This window comes from Duganella sp. Dugasp56, from assembly GCF_047304105.1.
GTDB classification, from domain to species: Bacteria; Pseudomonadota; Gammaproteobacteria; order Burkholderiales; family Burkholderiaceae_D; genus Rugamonas; species Rugamonas hordei.
This window is the reverse complement of record NZ_JBGLYQ010000002.1, coordinates 191715-209728: the sequence shown is the minus strand read 5'-3', so window position 1 is coordinate 209728 and position 18014 is coordinate 191715. Positions and strand designations below refer to the sequence as shown.

Below are 18014 nucleotides of genomic sequence, written 5' to 3'. Positions count from 1 at the left end.
TGCCTCCTCAATCCATGCACTGCTTCCCTCTGTCGGGACTGCACTCCATGCGGTTTTGAGAAACAAGAAACGAAGCAACTGAGGAATGCCTTCTTGTATCTGTGAACGAGCCCAAAGTTCCGGGGCCTTCGCCCCAAGTTCAGAGAACAATCTAGTAAGTTCAGTTTCTGATGTCGGAATCGGCATACGGGCTGGAAGGAGGGTTGCGGTCTTTGAAGGATACCATCGTGACTCCGCATGAAATGCGTGCATTCTCACAGAGTTGGAAAATCTCGACCGTGGCGGCCCAAGCCGCTGAAGTCATCAAAAGATTATGTAATACTGGGCTATTCGCATTCTTGCCGAGCTCGCCATGTCCGTTTTGTTGTCGCGTTTTTATCTGGCTGCCGCGCTTTTATTGTCGCCGGTTCTTGTCATTGCCGCGTCATGTATTGAACCGCCACCTGACGCGACCAATACATACGACGCCTTGCATACTTACGACAAGCTCCGGGGCGACTATCTTTTCATTCGCATCGCCAGCGCGGCACTGCCGCCAGATGTGAGGAAGGTCGCTGACCAGACATATGTTCAATACGAAGCGCGCTGCCTGAAGCTTGATCTGTATTTGCCAGCGACGGGGACGGGCCAGAGCGTGCCAGTGGTGGTATTGGTGCATGGCGGCGGCTGGCGCTCCGGTTTCCGTGCCGAGTTCGCACCGATGGCGGTGCGGCTGGCGCAGCGCGGCTATGCGGCGGTGACGGTCAGTTATCGCTTGTCGGGCGAGGCGCGCTATCCCGCCGCGATACACGACGTGCGCGCGGCGGTGCGCTGGGTGCGCAGCAATGCCGGGCAGTACGGGATTGATCCGCAGCGCATTGCTCTGGCTGGCGGCTCCGCAGGCGGACAGATCGCCAGCCTGGCCGGCGTGACCGGTCACCTCGACCAGTTCGATCCCGGTGCCGCCGGCAGTTCCATCTCCAGCGCGGTGCAGGCCATCATCAACATCGACGGGTTGTCCGACTTTACTTCCGAGGCCGCCCGCGCGACGGAGGACGATCCGAAAAAAAATCCGTCATCGGCCGGCGCCTGGTTCGGTGGACGTTATGCAGAGAAGACAGACTTGTGGCGCGAAGCGTCGCCGATCCAATACGTACGCGAAGGCATGCCGCCCATTCTCTTCATCGACAGCACACAACCGCGCTTCTCGGTGGGCCGTGATGAGATGCAGGGAAAAATGAGACAGGTGGCGGCAGCCACTCAGACAGTTATCTTGCCGGATACGCCGCACTCGTTCTGGCTGTTCGATCCATGGCTGCAGCCCACAGTCGATGCCACCGTTACCTTCCTGAAGCAGCAACTGCCTAGCGCTAGTTCTTGTGCTTATGCCATACCGATACCGCGCGGTCAGTAGCCATTACGACACCACACCATGTTCTATCCTGCCGAGCGTATCAAGCAGCAGTTCATATCCAACCTCGGTGTCAAGCAGGGCTACAGGTTACGTTGAGGTCTTCGCAAACCCAACATTACCTCAAGAATCACAATGGCAGCCCTCAAGCTGCTTTCCTAAACACCGATTCCGGCGAAGTCTTCATACACCCCTCTGTGGGGCACAGACGCGTAAAGATCGTTTCCCACGACTGCTCTAACGACAGCGGATTTTGATATCGTTCTGTCCCGCCTTCGCTCCCTTGCGATAGGTAAAGGTGCATATTTTTATGGAGTCTGGCATCCGTTGCGATAGCGTGAGTTCGTTGTGGGGGCCATATCCACATTCTAGCCATTTTCCATCCGGGAAATTGCGGTCAAGGTCATAGGTGTAAGACCATTCCTTCTTACCTGGTTTGCTGGCGTAGTCTGCCAAGTCTCCGTGCATCTCAGGAGGACCATCGATCGGCGCCGCTGAGTTCAAATACAAATCCGAGGCAATGTGAGTTTTCCAGCCCGGCACAGACGACGTCGAAATTGGAACGGATTCTGGGCAAGATAATGACACCGGCGTTGCCGCCGTGGAGGCAGCGGCAAGATTACCCAGGATGGTAGCTAGAACAATTGGAAGGGTTCGCATAGGGCTATTGGATAACGAAGAAAGCATCTGCATTGTCGCTTGGGAACTTGAAGTTTCCCTTCTTATCGATGCCTTGAGACCTGATGAATCGAGAGGAAATCTTGCCGCTCTTTTTAGTCTTCCATTGATCCAGCACGTAGATGCCTCCCGGCGCCTGCCGCAAGAACAGCGCTGCATGGTTGCCGTGAGCATGATTTGCGTAGCGACCTTTGATGAATGTGGCGATGGCGGTACCTTTCTTTAGCATCGCGTTGCCAACTACGGCTTCGCCCTGGCGCCACGCGGATGTGACCGGCGCCCCCGCATAAATCTGGACTAAGGCGACGCATTGATGCGAACCGACCATTTCGTGTTTTTCGAGTTCATCGACTTTTTCATAGGTGTAGGGCATGGAGCTCTCCTTGCGTGCGTGAGCAGAAAGCAAACAGCCTTCACTGTATTGCTGAGAAGCATTTGGTGATTTAAGCCGGCGCAAATATGGGCGAAAAAAAAACGGCACCCGAAGGTGCCGTTGAAGGAAGCGGTAAAACTTAGAACTTGACGTACAGGCGGCCGAAGTACGATGCGCCGTTCAAACCGAACTGCACGCTCTCATACTTGAAGCCGTTGTCGGTCTCGTCAGGGTTCTGCGAGGTCGGCTTGACGTTGAAGATGTTGTTGCCGCCGAACGTGAACTTCATGTTCTTGTTGATGGCGTAGGTGAAGCTCAGGTCGGCCGAGGTCTTGGCTTCGTAGTGCTGGTTAGGCACGCCGGCGGCCGTACCGCTGTAGGTGCCCAGGGTCTGCGGACCGAAGTGGATGATCTTCAGGTCGCTTTCCCACGGACCGGTCACGTAGTCGAAGCCCAGGGTCGCCTTCGAGCGTGGCGCGCCTTGCTCGATGTACAGGCGTTCCTTCTCCGACAGCAGCACGTCCTCGTAGCCCTTCAGCGAGGCCGGCGCGTGGATGCCGGTCACTTCGGTCTTGCTGACGTTCAGCGCGAGGAAGGTGGTCAGCTTGTTGGCGCCGAAGTTGGTCTTGTGCGACGCGGTCAGGTCCAGGCCCTTGGTCGTGGTGTCGACCGAGTTGACGAAGAATTGCGCCTGGCCCACGCCCAGGGTCGCCAGCCTGGCGGCCAGATCGGGGTAGTTGCTGGCGTCGAAGCGGCCCGACAGCACGATGCGGTCCTTGATCTTGATGTCGTACAGGTCGGCTGCGACGGAAACGGCCTGGCTCGGCGTCCAGGTGGTGCCCAGCGTGTAGCTGTTGGACTTTTCTTCCTTCAGCTTGGGAATGCCGGCCGCGTTGGTGACGGCGCTGCCGTTCGGCGCCAGCACGACGTCGGTCGGCACGCCACCGATGAAGTCGGTGAAGGTGGACGAGAAGTAGACCTGCTGCAGCGACGGCGCGCGGAAGCCGGTGCTGGCCGAACCGCGCAGCAGCACGGCGGGCGCCACGCGCCAGCTGCCGGCCAGCTTGCCGGTGGTGGTCGAACCGAAGTCGCTGTATTTTTCATAGCGCACCGCGCCTTGCGCCTTGATGGTCGGAGTCAGGTCCGCTTCCAGATCAAGGTAGGCGGCCAGGCTGTGGCGGTTGGCGTTGACCTGGTCGGCCGGCTGGAAGCCGGGGAAGCCCTGGCTACCGGCGTTGCCGCCGATGCCGACGCCGTCTGCGTCGCTGTACGAGCCGGGTTCGCCGGCGTAGATCTTGTAGTTCTCGTGGCGGTACTCGCCGCCGAAGGCGACGTTCAGGCCACCGGTGCCCAGCGCGCCTTCGAAGTAGCGGTTGAAGTCGAGGTTGGTGGTCAGCTGCTCGAACGAGAAGCCGCCCGCGTTGAAGTGGTCCGGGCTGACGCCTTTGCCGCCGGCCAGCAGGTCCTTGTTGGCGATCGATGCATTCAGCGTGTTGCTGATGTCATAGATCATCTTGTTGTAGCCGTAGGTCTGCGACAGGTCCATATTCCATTCGCCCACCTGGTTGCGGTGGCCGACGGTGGCGTAGTGGTCGTCGATGGTTGCGTTGATGAACGGCACAAAGCCGTTCGGGTACATGGCCGCCGAGTTGCGCGACGGGATGTCGTCGCTGTCGATGCCGCCGCGCGCCCAAGCGCCGGATGAGGCGTCGCGCGTTTGCGCGCCGGCCGTGAAGTACAGGCGGCCGCTGCCGGTGGTCGGCAGTTCGCCGTTCAGGTAGATGGTCTGGTTCTGGGTCTTGCTGTCGCCGATGGTGCGCGGGTTGTCCGCTTCGGCGCGGTTGGAGCGGCCGCGGTCCAGGTACTCGCCGGTGACGCCGAGCACGCCGCCGTTGCCGATCTCGAAGCCGCAGTAGGCCGAGGCCAGGTAGTTCTTGCCGTCGCGGCGCGAGTATTCGCTGAAGCCGGCGACCGCTTCGCAACCCTTGCTTTTCTTCAGGCCGATATCCATCACGCCGGCGATCGCGTCCGAGCCGTACTGGGCGGCGGCGCCGTCGCGCAGCACTTGCACGTCCTTGATGGCCAGCAGCGGAATGGCGTTCATGTCGGTGCCGGTGTTGCCGCGGTTGCGCGCGCCGAACAGGTTGACCAGCGCGGTGGTGTGGCGGCGCTTGCCGTTGACCAGCACCAGGGTCTGGTCGGAGCCGAGGCCGCGCAGCGCGGCGGAGTCGACCAGGTCGGCGCCGTCGGAGCCGGTCTGGCGGGTCGAGTTGAACGATGGCGAAATGTAGGTCAGCGTTTGCGCCAGGTCGAACTGGCCGCCTTGTTCGCTGGACTTGCTCATCGGGATGATATCGACCGGCACCACGGTGTCGGTGGACGAACTGGTCGCGCGGCGCGAGCCGATGATGCTGACCGATTGCATGCCGGTGTCCGGCTTGGCTTCCGGCGCCGATTGGGCGAAGGCGGATGGTGCGAAACTGAGGGCGGCGGCGCCGTACAGGCTGAGCAGAACGGCTTTACGTAGCGGTGAAGTGGCGAACAAGTATCTCTCCCATGAAAAATTTGATTCTATTCAAATCGTTCATGGAAACATGGGTTTTCCGACAATTTTGCGTGCAAACTTTATTTACTGTTGTTTTGCCGCGCCAAGTGGCTTTCGTTCTGCGTAGAACTACGTAGGACTGATTTTGTTCGGGACAAACTCGGTTGCACCACCTATTAAAATAGTTTCATGGTTGAGCTGCGTGCGGATCAAACAAGGCTGGTTCATGTTCGCACCCTGGTACAGATCGAGGCTGCGCCGGAGGTGGACGGTGAGGGCGCCGGCCGCCACGCCGGTTGCGCTGTCTTCCATCGCCGGGGCGAGGTGGTTGAAGTTGCGGCCTTCGACGGCACCATCCGGACGCAGGCACCAGGCGTAGCAGCCGCTGACGCCTTGCTGCTTGCCCCATTCCTGGATGCGCGCAAGGTCGGGCCGCAGAGCTTGCAGGATAGCGCTGTCGGCGACTTGCAGCAGCAGCTTGGGGCTGCCGACCGAGGCGATGACCGGCGGCGATGCCAGCCGCAGGCCGGGCGCGGCCAGCAGCAGCGCTGGCAGGTTGTGCGGGATGTCCACGGCCGGCGGCGCTTGCGGCGTCAATTCGATGAAGACGCTGCCGGCCTGCAAGGTCAGCGTCAGCGGCTGGCCGCGCATCGCGGTGCGGACCTGCAGCGACGGCTGTTCCGCCGACAGCAGCACCCGCGCCGCGGCCAGCGTGGCGTGCAGGCACAGCGGGCTGCGGGTGTGCGGATAGAAGTAGTCAAGGAGGACGTTGCCGGCCGCGTCGTGGTCGATGAACACGCACGCCGCCTTGTTGCGCTCCCGGGCCAGTTGCTGGCGCTGGTCGGCGCCGGTGTGGTCGTCCTGGATAACCAGGGCGGCGTTGCCGCCGCCAGGGGCGATGCCGAAGCAGTTCAATTCTTGAATAATCATCCGGCTAGTATAACGGCCCAGGAGGGAAAAATAGGGTGTAGAATACTGTATATAAACACAGTATCAAGCCATGGCCACCTCGAACACATCGCCAGCGCAGGGATTGCCCGCTTATGCCGAGCTGTTCTGCCTGTCCAATTTCTCCTTCCTGCAAGGCGCATCCCACGCCGAGGAGTTGGTCGCGCGCGCCATGCAGCTCGATTACGCCGGGCTGGCCATCACCGATGAATGCTCGCTGGCGGGCGTAGTACGTGCTCACGCCGCCGCGAAAGAGGCAAAGTTTCCGCTGTTGATAGGCAGCCATTTTCATCTGAAGAATCCTGACGGCAGCCCGGCGTTGTCGTTGGTCGCGCTGGCCAGGAACCGTGAAGGCTACGGCAATTTGTGCGAGCTGATCACCATCGCCCGCAACCGCGTCGCCAAGGGCAGCTATCTGCTGACGCCGGCCGATCTGGCCGCGCCGCCGTCGGCGTTTGCGCATCTGAAGGGATTGCCGGATTGCCTGCTGATTTTGCTGCCGCATTATCCGGCGCACCAGCCGGACGATGTCGATCGCCTGCATGCGCAGGCGGCGTGGATGGAAGCGACGTTTCCCGGCCGCGCGTGGATGGGCTTGAGCCTGTTGCAGCGCGCCTTCGACGAGGCGCATCGGATCAGCATCGATGAAGTGGCGCTGCAACATGGCATGCGGGTGGTGGCGCTCGGGCATGTCTGCATGCATGTGCGCTCGCGCAAGCCGCTGCACGATACCTTGACCGCCGTGCGTCTCGGCAAGGCGGTGGGCGAGTGCGGCTATGCCTTGTCGCAGAACGCGGAGCAGCATCTGCGGCCGCGCTTGCGGCTGGCGAATCTGTATCCGCCGCAAGCGCTGGCGGAGACGCTGAACATCATGGAGCTATGCACGTTCAGCCTTGAAGAATTGCGCTACGAGTATCCGCACGAACTGGTGCCTCCCGGCCATACGCCGGCCAGCTATTTGCGGCAGGAAGTGTATGCCGGTGCGCAACGGCGCTTCCCTGCCGGCGTATCGGACAAGGTGCGAGGGCAGATCGAGAAGGAGCTGGCGCTGATTGCGGACCTGAAGTACGAGCCGTACTTTCTGACGGTGTACGACATCGTCCGTTTCGCGCGATCGAAAGAGATCCTGTGCCAGGGCAGGGGATCGGCGGCCAACTCGGTGGTCTGTTACTGCCTCGGCGTGACCGAGGTCGATCCGGAACGCAGCAACATGCTGACAGGGCGCTTTATTTCCAAGGAGCGCAACGAGCCGCCGGACATCGACGTCGACTTCGAGCACCAGCGGCGCGAGGAGGTGATCCAGTACATCTATCAAAAGTACGGTGCCGATCGTGCCGCGCTGGCCGCCGTCGTCATCAGCTACCGGCCCAAGAGCGCGCTGCGCGACAGCGGCAAGGCGCTGGGCGTGGACCTTGCCATCGTCGAGAAGGTGGCCAAGGCGCATCACTGGTTCGACAGCAAGCATGATCTGCTGGGGCGGCTGGCCGAGTGCGGGCTGGATCCGGCATCGCAGCTGGCGCAGCAGTGGGCTTCGCTGGCGATGACGCTGCTGGGATTCCCGCGCCATTTATCGCAGCATCCGGGCGGCTTTGTCATTTCGCACGAAAAGCTGTCGCGGCTGGTGCCGATCGAGGCGGCCACGATGGAGGGGCGTTGCGTCATCCAGTGGGACAAGGATGATCTGGAGGAGCTGGGCCTGATGAAGGTGGACGTGCTGGCGCTGGGCATGTTGTCGGCGCTGCGGCGCTGCCTGGCGTTGGTCGCGACGCAGCGCGGCACGCCGTTCGGCATGCAGGACATTCCGAAGGAGGACAAGGCCACCTACGCCATGATGTGGGAAGCCGATACCATCGGTGTGTTCCAGATCGAATCGCGCGCCCAGATGAGCATGCTGCCGCGCCTGCGGCCTAAGGAGTTCTACGATCTGGTGATCGAAGTTGCGCTGGTGCGGCCGGGACCGATACAGGGCGGCATGGTGCATCCGTATCTGCAGCGGCGCATGGAGCGGGAAGCGATCCACTACCCGCCACGGCTGAAAGAGGCCTTGGGCCGCACGCTCGGCGTGCCGATCTTCCAGGAGCAGGTGATGCAGATCGCCGTCATCGCGGCTGGCTTCAGCGAAGGCGAGGCCGATCAACTGCGACGCGCGATGGCCGCGTGGAAGCGCAAGGGCGGCGTCGACAAATACCAGCAGAAGATTATGGACGGCATGAGGGAGCGCGGCTACGAGGAATCGTTCGCGGCTGCGATCTGCGAGCAGATCAAAGGATTCGGCGAATATGGCTTCCCCGAATCGCACGCCGCCAGTTTCGCGCTGCTGACTTATGCCAGTTCCTGGCTCAAATGCCACGAGCCGGCCGCCTTCCTGTGCGCGCTGCTCAACAGCCAGCCGATGGGTTTCTACAGCCCGTCGCAACTGGTGCAGGACGCCAGACGCCACGGCGTGCAGGTGCGCGAGATCGACGTCACCATCAGCGGCTGGGACTCATCGCTGGAAGAGCCGGCGGGCAAGCGCGGCCAGCCTGCGGTGCGGCTGGGCCTGTCGATGCTGAAGGGGATGCGGGCCGAAGCGGCCGAGCGGATCGAGCAGGCCCGCGCGCAGCGGCCGTTCGCCAGCGTGGCCGATATGGCGCGGCGTGCCGACCTGGAGCGGCATGACCTGCAGGTGCTGGCCGGCGGCAATGCGTTGAAGGATTTGGCCGGCAACCGGCGCCAGGCCTTGTGGCAGGCGGTCGGCGCCACGCCGGACAAGGACCTGCTGCGGCCGACCACGCCGGACGAGGAAATCCCGGTGCTGAAGCCGCCGTCGGAAGGGGAGGAAATCCTCGGCGACTACCGCTCGCACGGCCTGACGCTGGGGCGCCATCCGCTGGCGCTGCTGCGGCCCAGGCTGCTGGAGCACCGTTTCCTGCCGGCCGCCACGCTCAACACCTACACCAACGGCATGCTGGCGCGGGCCTGCGGCATGGTCACGGTGCGGCAACGTCCCGGCACGGCCAAGGGCGTGATCTTCATCACCCTCGAAGATGAGACCGGCAACGTCAACGTCATCATCTGGCCAGCGCTGGTCGAGCGGCAGCGGCGCGAAGTGCTGAGCGCGCCGCTGCTGGGGGTGTATGGGGTCTGGCAACAGGAGGGCGTGGTGCGCCACCTGGTTGCCAAGCGGCTGGTCGACATGTCCCACCTGCTGGGACGCCTGCCGACCATCAGCCGCGACTTCTGCTAGTTAGCGGAGGTCGGCGCTGCGCGCGCTGTTGGTGCCGTAGTAGGTATGGATCTGGCTGGCCCAGGTCTGGTTGGCCATGTTCGGCCAGTGGTCGCTGTCGAAGCCGGGGGCGCTATCGATGCGGTCCTTGTCGATATTGAGCGTGAAGCGCTTGTTGATGGTGTCCAGGGTCATCGCTTCCCAGGGCACGGCGAACAGCTTCTCGCCGAGCGTGAACACGCCGCCGTGCGACATCACCGCATAGGCGATCTGACCGGTGCGCATGTCGAGCATGATTTCCTTGATCTCGCCCAGGTGCTCGTTTTTCAGGTTGTGGACATGGTTGCCGATCAGCGTGTCGGCGCCCATCAGTTCCGGACCGGGGCCTTTGTGGCCGTTGTCGACATACATGCCAAATGGATCGAGTTCTTCGTAGTTCATGATGAGCCTCCTTTTATTCAATGAGTTGTCATTTTGTTCTTGTTGGAGTATCCGGTCTGTACGGTGAGGCACGGTCGCGGCGGATTGATAAACGGTCTCGTTTGCTGTTTAACCATCTGGATTTTCCCGTCCAGTTGCGGATTTTTCCGGGCAGGAAGGTGGAGAATTGCACGTTTTAGGGTATAATTTCAATTTCCCGCACGTGCCGTTCGGCACTATCTGCAATGACCAAATTTGTCTTCGTCACTGGCGGCGTCGTGTCTTCCCTTGGTAAAGGGATTGCCGCCGCCTCTCTCGCCGCGATCCTCGAATCGCGCGGCCTCAAAGTCACCATGCTCAAGCTCGACCCGTACATCAACGTCGATCCTGGCACGATGAGCCCTATGCAACACGGTGAAGTCTTCGTCACCGACGACGGGGCCGAAACCGACCTCGACCTCGGTCACTACGAGCGCTTCATTTCCACCCGCATGAAAAAGGTGAACAACTTCACCACCGGGCAGATTTATGAATCGGTGATCCGCAAGGAACGCCGCGGCGAGTACCTGGGCAAGACCGTGCAGGTGATTCCGCACATCACCAATGAAATCCAGGACTACATCCGTCGCGGCGCCGAAGGCTACGACGTGGCCCTGTGCGAAATCGGAGGCACCGTCGGCGATATCGAATCGCTGCCCTTCCTCGAAGCCGCGCGTCAGCTGAGCCTGCGCGCCGGCCGCAAGAACACCGCCTTCGTGCACCTGACCCTGGTGCCGTACATCGCCTCCGCCGGCGAGCTGAAGACCAAGCCTACCCAGCATTCGGTACAGAAACTGCGCGAAATCGGCATCTCGCCCAACGCGCTGCTGTGCCGCGCCGACCGCGCCATCCCGGAAGACGAACGCGCCAAGATCTCCTTGTTCTCGAACATCGAAGAGCAGGCCGTCATTTCCGTGTGGGACGTCGATACCATCTATAAGGTGCCGCAGATGCTGCACGACCAGGGCCTGGACGCGATCATCTGCGAAGCGCTGGACCTGAACCCGGCGCCGGCCGACCTGTCGGTGTGGAGCCGTTTGATCTACACGCTGGAACATCCGAAGACCGAAGTGTCGATCGGCATGGTCGGCAAGTACGTGGAACTGACCGAGTCGTACAAGTCGCTGACCGAAGCGCTGCGCCACGCCGGCATTCACAACGAATCGAAGGTCAACATCGAGTACATCGACTCGGAAGAGATCGAAACCACCGGTTGCGCCTCGCTGGCCAAGTACGACGCCATCCTGGTGCCGGGCGGCTTCGGCAAGCGCGGCGTCGAAGGCAAGATCATGGCGGCGCAGTTCGCCCGTGAAAACAAGATCCCTTACCTGGGCATCTGCCTCGGCATGCAGGTGGCGCTGATCGAATACGCCCGCCACAAGGCCGGCCTGACCACCGCCAACTCGACCGAGTTCGACCTGGAAACCTCGCAGCCCGTGGTCGCCCTGATCGACGAATGGCAGGGCCAGGACGGCAAGGTCGAGAAGCGCGACGAGAACTCCGACCTGGGCGGCACCATGCGCCTGGGCGCGCAGACCTGCGCCGTCAAGCCGGGCACCCTGGCCTCGGAAATCTACGGCGGCGTGGTGACCGAGCGTCACCGCCACCGCTACGAAGCCAACAACCACTACCTGCCGCGCGTCGAAGCGGCCGGCCTGGTGGTGGCGGCCCGTACGCCGACCGAAGACCTGTGCGAAATCATGGAACTGCCGCGTACCGGCGAAAACGCCCACCCTTGGTACATGGGCGTACAGTACCACCCGGAATTCAAATCGACCCCGCGTGACGGCCACCCGCTGTTCACGTCCTACATCAAGGCAGCACTGGCCCACAAGGCCGCCGGCGGTAATCGCCCGCACGCTGTCGCCGCGGGTGAAGCACCTGCACTGCAAGGAGATGCAGCATGAAACTGTGCGGATTCGACGTAGGCCTGGATAAACCGTTCTTCCTCATCGCCGGCACCTGCGTGATCGAATCGCGCCAGATGGCGTTCGACACCGCCGGTGCGCTGAAGGAAATGACGGCGGCGCTGGGCATCCCGTTCATCTACAAGTCCTCGTTCGACAAGGCCAATCGTTCCTCCGGTACCTCGTACCGCGGTCCGGGCCGCGACAAGGGCCTGGAGATCCTCGGCGACGTCAAGCGCGAGCTGGGCGTGCCGGTGCTGACCGACGTGCACTCGATCGACGAAATCGCCGAAGTCTCGGCGGTGGTCGACGTGCTGCAAACGCCGGCCTTCCTCTGCCGCCAGACCGACTTCATCGTCGCCTGCGCTGAGTCCGGCCTGCCGGTCAACATCAAGAAGGGCCAGTTCCTCGCTCCCGGCGACATGAAGAACGTCATCGACAAAGCCCGTCTGGCCGCCCGCGCCAAGGGCTTGAACGAAGACAACTTCATGGCCTGCGAGCGCGGCGCCTCCTTCGGCTACAACAACCTGGTGTCGGACATGCGTTCGCTGGCCATCATGCGCGAATCGAACTGCCCGGTGGTGTTCGATGCGACCCACTCGGTACAACTGCCAGGCGGCAACGGTACCTCGTCCGGTGGCATGCGCGAGATGGTGCCCGTGCTGTCGCGCGCGGCGGTGGCCGTTGGCGTGGCCGGCGTGTTCATGGAAACGCATCCGAACCCTGCAGAAGCCCTGTCGGACGGCCCGAACGCCGTGCCGCTGGGTCGCATGAAGGAGTTGCTGTCCACGCTGATCGAGCTGGACCGCATCACCAAAAAAGCTGGCTTCCTGGAAAACAGCTTCAACTAACGCAGCATACCTGGCGTACGAGTTTTCGTATGATCGGCCCTCTTGCGCCGGGTACAATTAATTCCCGTTATTTTGTCCGCAACGCGCATCAGAACGCGTAGCGACTTCGCATCGCCTAACTTTGGAGAATGACATGAGTGCTATTGTTGACATCATCGGCCGTGAAATCCTGGACTCGCGCGGCAACCCTACCGTCGAATGCGACGTGCTGCTGGAGTCCGGCGTCATGGGCCGCGCCGCCGTACCGTCGGGCGCATCGACCGGTTCGCGCGAAGCCATCGAGCTGCGCGACGGCGATCCGAAGCGTTACTTCGGCAAGGGCGTGCTGCAAGCCTGCGAAAACATCAACACCGAAATCTCGGAAGCGATCATGGGCCTGGACGCCAATGAGCAAGCCTTCCTGGACCGCACCCTGATCGATCTGGACGGCACCGAAAACAAAGGCCGCCTGGGCGCCAACGCCATGCTGGCCGTGTCGATGGCTGTCGCCAAGGCCGCCGCCGAGGAAGCCGGCCTGCCGCTGTACCGCTACTTCGGCGGTTCGGGCGCGATGCAACTGCCGGTGCCGATGATGAACGTCATCAACGGCGGCGCGCACGCCGACAACAACCTGGACATCCAGGAATTCATGATCATTCCAGTGGGCGCGCCGTCGTTCAAGGAAGCGGTCCGCTACGGCGCCGAAGTGTTCCACACGCTGAAAAAGATCCTGCACAAGAAGGGCCTGAACACCAACGTGGGCGACGAGGGCGGTTTCGCGCCATCGCTGGCCAACCATGAAGAAGCGATCAAGCTGATCATCCAGGCCATCGAAGAAGCCGGCTACGAGCCAGGCACCCAGATCGCCATCGGCCTGGACTGCGCTGCTTCCGAGTTCTACAAGAACGGCAAGTATGAACTGGAAGGCGAAGGCCTGAGCCTGACCGCCACCGAGTTCACCAACCTGCTGGCGACCTGGTGCGACAAGTACCCGATCATCTCGATCGAAGACGCGATGCACGAAGGCGACTGGGATGGCTGGGCGATCCTGACCAAGGAACTGGGCAAGAAGGTGCAGCTGGTCGGCGACGACCTGTACGTCACCAACACCAAGATCCTGAAAGAAGGCATCCAGAAGGGCATCGCCAACTCGATCCTGATCAAGATCAACCAGATCGGCACCCTGACCGAGACCTTCGCCGCCATCGAAATGGCCAAGCGCGCCGGCTACACCGCCGTCATCTCGCACCGTTCGGGCGAAACCGAAGACTCGACCATCGCCGATATCGCGGTTGGCCTGAACGCCCTGCAGATCAAGACCGGCTCGATGTCGCGTTCGGATCGCATGGCGAAATACAACCAGCTGCTGCGTATCGAAGAAGATCTGGGCGACATCGCTTCCTACCCGGGCCGCGACGCGTTCTATAATCTGAAGTAATTAAGCAAGCGCGGCCGGATCTGATCCGGCCGCTTTCAAATCCATGCGCTTGATCACCCTCGCACTGGCAACGCTGTTGTTGCTGATCCAGTACCCGCTCTGGCTGGGGAAGGGGGGATGGCTGCGCGTGGCTGATTTCGAGTCCCAGGTCAACACGGCCCACAAGAAAAACGCGGAACTGATCGCCCGCAACGCCAAGCTCGATTCCGAAGTGCGCGACCTCAAGGACGGCACCGGCGCGGTCGAGGAGCGTGCTCGCTACGAGCTCAGCATGATCAAGCAAAACGAAATCTTCATCCAGATCGTCGGCAAGGGCCAAGCCACTCCGCCGCCGCCTGTCGCTCCGAAACCTCCCGGGCAGTAATCCCACCATGGCGAAACGTGCTGGCATATTGCTGATGTTGGCCCTGATTGCACCGCTGTCGCAGGCGGCGGGCAACTGCATTCCGCTGCGCTTCGGCTATATGGACCAGGACCGGCCGCCGTACTGGATGGGCGACGGCGACAAGGTGCCGGAACCGCCCGGCGCGGCGGTCGACCTGGTGCGCGACGCGGTGATGGGCTCCGGCTTCAACTGCCTGCCGACCTTGGTGCGGCTGCCGGTGGCGCGGCTGAAGGTGGCGCTGGAAGCGGGCGACATCGACATGTCGACCCTGGGCGAGCAGCCCAGCTATCCGCCCGAGATCGCGCTGCCGCGCGACAAGGACGGCAACGTCGACCGCAACCGCGCGCTGCACAACACGGTGGTGGTGCTGGTGCGTGCCAGGGACAAGCTGCCGGCCAGCACCAATCCGATGGAATATTTCCGTGGCAAGCCGCTCGGCGCGACGCAGGGTAACGCCTACACCGCACGCCTGCGCGAGTCCGGGCTGACCATCGACGACGGCGCCCGCGACCTCGACCGCAATATCGAAAAGCTCAAGCTGGGCCGGGTGGACGGCGTGCTGGCCAGCCTGGTCAAGCCGGAGCACCTGACGGCGACGTTGAAGCGGTATAAAGGCGCCATCGTGCAGCTGCCGCAACCTCTGATCAATACGCGGCTGTGGCTGGCTTTCAACGCCGGCTATTACCGCGCCCACCACGACCAGGTCGAAGCGCTGTGGACTTGGCTGGACACCAACCGTGGCCGCCTCGGCTACGTCATGCAAAAATACCGCAAACAGGACTAACTCCATGAAATCGATCAGCGCCATCAGCTTGTTTGTTGAAGACCTGCCTGCCGCCAAGGCATTCTATCTGGACGTGTTCGACGTCAAGATGGTCTACGAGGATGCGGTATCGGCGGTGATGCAGTTCGAGAACGTGCTCATCAATCTGCTGCACGTGGACAGCGCACCGGTGATTATTGCGCCCGCTGTCGTGGCGCCGCGCGATGCAGGATCGCGCTTCCAGATCAGCATCTGGGTGCCGGATGTGGACGCGGTCTGCGCGCAATTGCAGCAGCGCGGCGTGCAATTGCTGCAGGGCCCTGTGGATCGCCCATGGGGCATGCGTACCGCCAATTTCGTCGATCCCGCCGGCCATAGCTGGGAAGTCGGACAGCAGATCTCCTGAGCGCGGGCCGCCGACGAATTGCGGATAGAATGCGCTTCTTTTGTCGTTATCCGAGTTTGGTTTGAGAGTTCTATTCTTTGCATGCACGCTGGCGCTGGCCGGCGCCGCCAACGCGGCCGTGATCGGCCCGCATTCCAGGGGCGATGAAGTCTTGCGGGCGCAAGTGCTGCTCGATCGCGCGCACTTTTCTTCCGGCGAAATGGACGCCGCCTACGGCAGCAATATGCGCCAGGCCATACGGGGCTTCCAGAAACTGCATCAGCTGCCGGTGACCGGCGTGGTCGACGCCGCCACGTGGACCGAGCTGGAGCGCGATCAGGCGCCGGTGCTCGACGTCTACACCGTCACCGCGCAGGATGTGGCCGGGCCTTACACGCCGGTGCCAGCCGGCATGATGGCCAAGGCCAAACTGCCGGCGCTGGGCTATGCCAACCTGGCCGAAGCGCTCGGCGAACGCTTCCACATCAATCCCGACCTGCTGCGCCGCCTCAATCCCGGCAAGGTGCTGGCCCGCGCCGGCACGCAGCTGGTGGTGCCCAATGTGGCCGCCGCCAAGCCGCTGCCGAAGGCGGCGTCCATCCTGGTCGATGCGAAGGAAGGCACGCTGACGCTGCTTGATGCGGGCGGCATGCCGTTCGCGCAATTCCCCGCCAGCACCGGCAGCAAGCATGATCCCTTGCCCGAAGGCCGCTGGCAGGTGCGCGGCGTCGCCGTCAATCCGGAATACCGCTACAACCCCAAGCTGTTCTGGGACGCCCAGGCCGGCGACAGCAAGGCCAGGCTGGCGGCCGGGCCGAACAACCCGGTCGGTGTCGCGTGGATAGAACTGAGCAAGGAACACTACGGCATCCACGGCACGCCCGAGCCGGGCAAGATCGGCAAGACCCAGTCGCACGGCTGCATCCGCCTCACCAACTGGGACGTGATGGCCGTGGTCCGCTCGATCTCGCGCGGCGCGGTGGTGTTGCTGCAGCAGAGCGCCTAGCGTCGCACTACCTGTAACGGTACAGCTTGACCCTTTGCATGCTGAAGTCGTCGGCCGGCAGGCGCACGTGGCGGCCCTGGTGGCTTTCGTCGCCGTTGAGCCAGCGGCCTTCCTTCCACACACCGTTGTCGTAGCCGCCCTCGGTCAGTTTCTCGATGCCGGCCACGCTGCCGTCGCCGTTGGCGTTGCTGAAGGTGACGGTCATGCCCTTGCCGGCGACCAGGAATTCATCGTCGGCCAGCCGTATCACCAGGCCGCCGCGGGTTTCGGCTTCGGCGCTGTCGGTCTTGCCCCACTGGTTGACGAAGCTGACCTCCAGCGCATAGCCGCCCATCGTCGTCTTCACCGGCAGCAGGTCGACCACGCCGTCGTACGATACCGGCGCCTTGAAACCGCGCATATTGCCGCTGCCCTGGTATTGGTTGATCAGCGGAGTCAGCTGGCGCAGCACGCGGTAGGCCTGCGGCAGCGACTCGGTCTTGCCATCCTTGATGTCCTCGATGCCGAACGGCGAGAAGCCGAACGCGTCCAGCTCGCCCATCATGAAGAAGGCGTTGGCGCCGTTGTTGGGCCGGCCCGCATAGTTGGCTTCCGGGATGAACAGCGGATTGTCGGGACGCTTGAACAGCCTGGCCCAGTCGGCGAAGTTGGGGAAGTAGGTGTCGATGGCGATCAGGTCGACGGCCGGCGCGCCGGCCTTCCAGATGTCGAACAAGTGCGGCAACGGGCCGGCGCTGGGATATTCGCCCGGCTTCTTGCCCGGCCGGTTCAGCGCCACGTTCACGTACGCCGGCAGCGCATAGGCGGCCTTGCCGGCCGCCGTCATGCTGTCGACAAAGGCGGCGTAATACCAGGCCTGGAAGATTTCCTGCGCGGCGATGCTGTCGCCGAACACTTCGGTCCAGCTGCCCGCCGTGCGCTTGCCGTGTTCCGCCCACAGCGCGCGCAGCGCCGGATGCAGGCTGTCCTGGTGCGCGGCCAGGTAGGCGGTCAGCGCCGCCGGCACCTGACCGGCGAAGGCGGCGTCGGCCTGCGGACTGTAGTCGCGCACGTCCGGCAGCATGCCGATTTCATTTTCCACCTGCACCATCACCACCGTGTGCTGCGGGTCGGCCTGCTTCAGGTGGGCCAGCATGGCATGGTAGGCCGCCGTGTCCGCCGCCAGCGTGCGGGCGTCGAACGGCGACAGCAAATCCTGCGGCACGCCGGCGCGGCTGCGCGCGCGCGGGAAGCGCTGCTGGTCGTGCTTGACCCAGGCCGGCACGTAGGTGGACATCGAATTCTTCCACGCGCCAAACCACAGCAGCACCACGTGCATCTGGTGCGCGCGCGCCTGCTTGAGCATGCCGTCCAGCACGGTGAAATCGAAGCGGCCTTCCACCGGCTCGATCTGGTCCCACTCGACCGGCGCGATCACCGTGTTCAGCTCGGCCGTCTTCAACGCCGGCCACAGCTTGTCCAGGTAAGCCAGGCTGGAGGCCGACGAGTTGTGCAGCTCGCCGCCCAGCATCAGCAGCGGCTGGCCGTCGACGATCAGTTGCGTGGCCGTGCCCTGCTTGCGCAGATGGGGGATCGTCGATGCCGCCTGGGCGGCAGCGGCGCCGCAGGCCAGCAGCAGAGCGCCGGCGCAGAGGCCGTGACGGCCTGTCCAAAATTTCATGGTTGTCCTCGTCTGTAAAAAAAATCCACCGCCACTGGAGGG

At 62.7% G+C, this 18014-nt stretch carries 15 protein-coding genes; 9 read left to right on the top strand and 6 right to left on the bottom strand.

The genetic code is table 11. The features are described from left to right. Positions 1 to 352: 352 nt before the first annotated feature. The gene (locus ACCD07_RS02005; RefSeq protein ID WP_413446353.1) at positions 353 to 1393 is read left to right on the top strand and encodes an alpha/beta fold hydrolase; all 1041 of its coding nucleotides are present in this window, start codon (positions 353 to 355) and stop codon (positions 1391 to 1393) included. 234 nt (positions 1394 to 1627) lie between these two features. Here ACCD07_RS02005 and ACCD07_RS02000 read toward each other — a convergent pair whose 3' ends face one another. The 4 genes from ACCD07_RS02000 to ACCD07_RS01985 form a co-directional block, all read right to left on the bottom strand. Beyond that, positions 1628 to 2050, bottom strand: a complete 423-nt coding sequence (locus tag ACCD07_RS02000; protein WP_413446352.1) for an STY0301 family protein — start codon at positions 2048 to 2050, stop codon at positions 1628 to 1630. Positions 2051 to 2054: 4 nt separating this feature from the next. Beyond that, a complete protein-coding gene (locus tag ACCD07_RS01995) occupies positions 2055 to 2441 on the bottom strand; it encodes a BPSL0067 family protein (RefSeq protein WP_413446351.1) in 387 nt (128 codons plus the stop codon). Positions 2442 to 2580: 139 nt separating this feature from the next. Beyond that, positions 2581 to 4986 carry a TonB-dependent receptor plug domain-containing protein gene (locus tag ACCD07_RS01990; protein WP_413446350.1) on the bottom strand — a complete coding sequence of 802 codons (2406 nt, stop codon included), beginning with the start codon at positions 4984 to 4986 and terminating at the stop codon, positions 2581 to 2583. Between the two features lie 129 nt (positions 4987 to 5115). Beyond that, positions 5116 to 5916 carry a PhzF family phenazine biosynthesis protein gene (locus tag ACCD07_RS01985; RefSeq protein WP_413446349.1) on the bottom strand — a complete coding sequence of 267 codons (801 nt, stop codon included), beginning with the start codon at positions 5914 to 5916 and terminating at the stop codon, positions 5116 to 5118. A gap of 70 nt (positions 5917 to 5986) precedes the next feature. On the opposite strand from ACCD07_RS01985, the gene ACCD07_RS01980 reads away from it, so the two are divergent. Continuing rightward, a complete protein-coding gene (locus ACCD07_RS01980) occupies positions 5987 to 9160 on the top strand; it encodes an error-prone DNA polymerase (RefSeq protein ID WP_413446348.1) in 3174 nt (1057 codons plus the stop codon). Here the strand turns inward: ACCD07_RS01980 and ACCD07_RS01975 are convergent, their stop codons facing one another. Beyond that, on the bottom strand, positions 9161 to 9580 hold the full coding sequence (locus tag ACCD07_RS01975) for a PRC-barrel domain-containing protein (RefSeq protein ID WP_176654302.1): 420 nt from the start codon (positions 9578 to 9580) through the stop codon (positions 9161 to 9163). It lies immediately after the preceding gene. Positions 9581 to 9804: 224 nt separating this feature from the next. Between ACCD07_RS01975 and ACCD07_RS01970 the strand changes: the two genes are divergently transcribed. The 7 genes from ACCD07_RS01970 (at position 9805) to ACCD07_RS01940 (ending at position 16312) form a co-directional block, all read left to right on the top strand. Next, a complete protein-coding gene (locus ACCD07_RS01970) occupies positions 9805 to 11505 on the top strand; it encodes a CTP synthase (protein WP_413446347.1) in 1701 nt (566 codons plus the stop codon). Further along, positions 11502 to 12356: a 3-deoxy-8-phosphooctulonate synthase gene (kdsA, locus tag ACCD07_RS01965; protein WP_176654304.1), complete on the top strand. Its 855-nt coding sequence runs from the start codon at positions 11502 to 11504 to the stop codon at positions 12354 to 12356. The genes ACCD07_RS01970 and kdsA overlap by 4 nt, the downstream gene beginning before the upstream one ends. A gap of 133 nt (positions 12357 to 12489) precedes the next feature. Then, positions 12490 to 13773 (top strand): phosphopyruvate hydratase, encoded by a 1284-nt coding sequence (gene eno / locus ACCD07_RS01960; protein ID WP_176654305.1) that lies wholly within the window; start codon positions 12490 to 12492, stop codon positions 13771 to 13773. Positions 13774 to 13816: 43 nt separating this feature from the next. Continuing rightward, complete coding sequence (gene ftsB, locus ACCD07_RS01955; RefSeq protein WP_176654306.1) at positions 13817 to 14137, top strand: cell division protein FtsB; 321 nt, start codon at positions 13817 to 13819, stop codon at positions 14135 to 14137. 7 nt (positions 14138 to 14144) lie between these two features. After that, complete coding sequence (locus tag ACCD07_RS01950) at positions 14145 to 14942, top strand: hypothetical protein (RefSeq protein ID WP_413446346.1); 798 nt, start codon at positions 14145 to 14147, stop codon at positions 14940 to 14942. Positions 14943 to 14946: 4 nt separating this feature from the next. Next, a complete protein-coding gene (locus ACCD07_RS01945; RefSeq protein WP_176654307.1) occupies positions 14947 to 15327 on the top strand; it encodes a VOC family protein in 381 nt (126 codons plus the stop codon). Between the two features lie 61 nt (positions 15328 to 15388). Continuing rightward, the gene (locus tag ACCD07_RS01940) at positions 15389 to 16312 is read left to right on the top strand and encodes a L,D-transpeptidase family protein (RefSeq protein WP_413446345.1); all 924 of its coding nucleotides are present in this window, start codon (positions 15389 to 15391) and stop codon (positions 16310 to 16312) included. A gap of 7 nt (positions 16313 to 16319) precedes the next feature. On the opposite strand, the gene ACCD07_RS01935 is transcribed toward ACCD07_RS01940, so the two are convergent. Further along, positions 16320 to 17972, bottom strand: coding sequence for a DUF5597 domain-containing protein (locus ACCD07_RS01935; RefSeq protein ID WP_413446344.1), 1653 nt, complete (start codon positions 17970 to 17972; stop codon positions 16320 to 16322). Positions 17973 to 18014 lie beyond the last annotated feature (42 nt).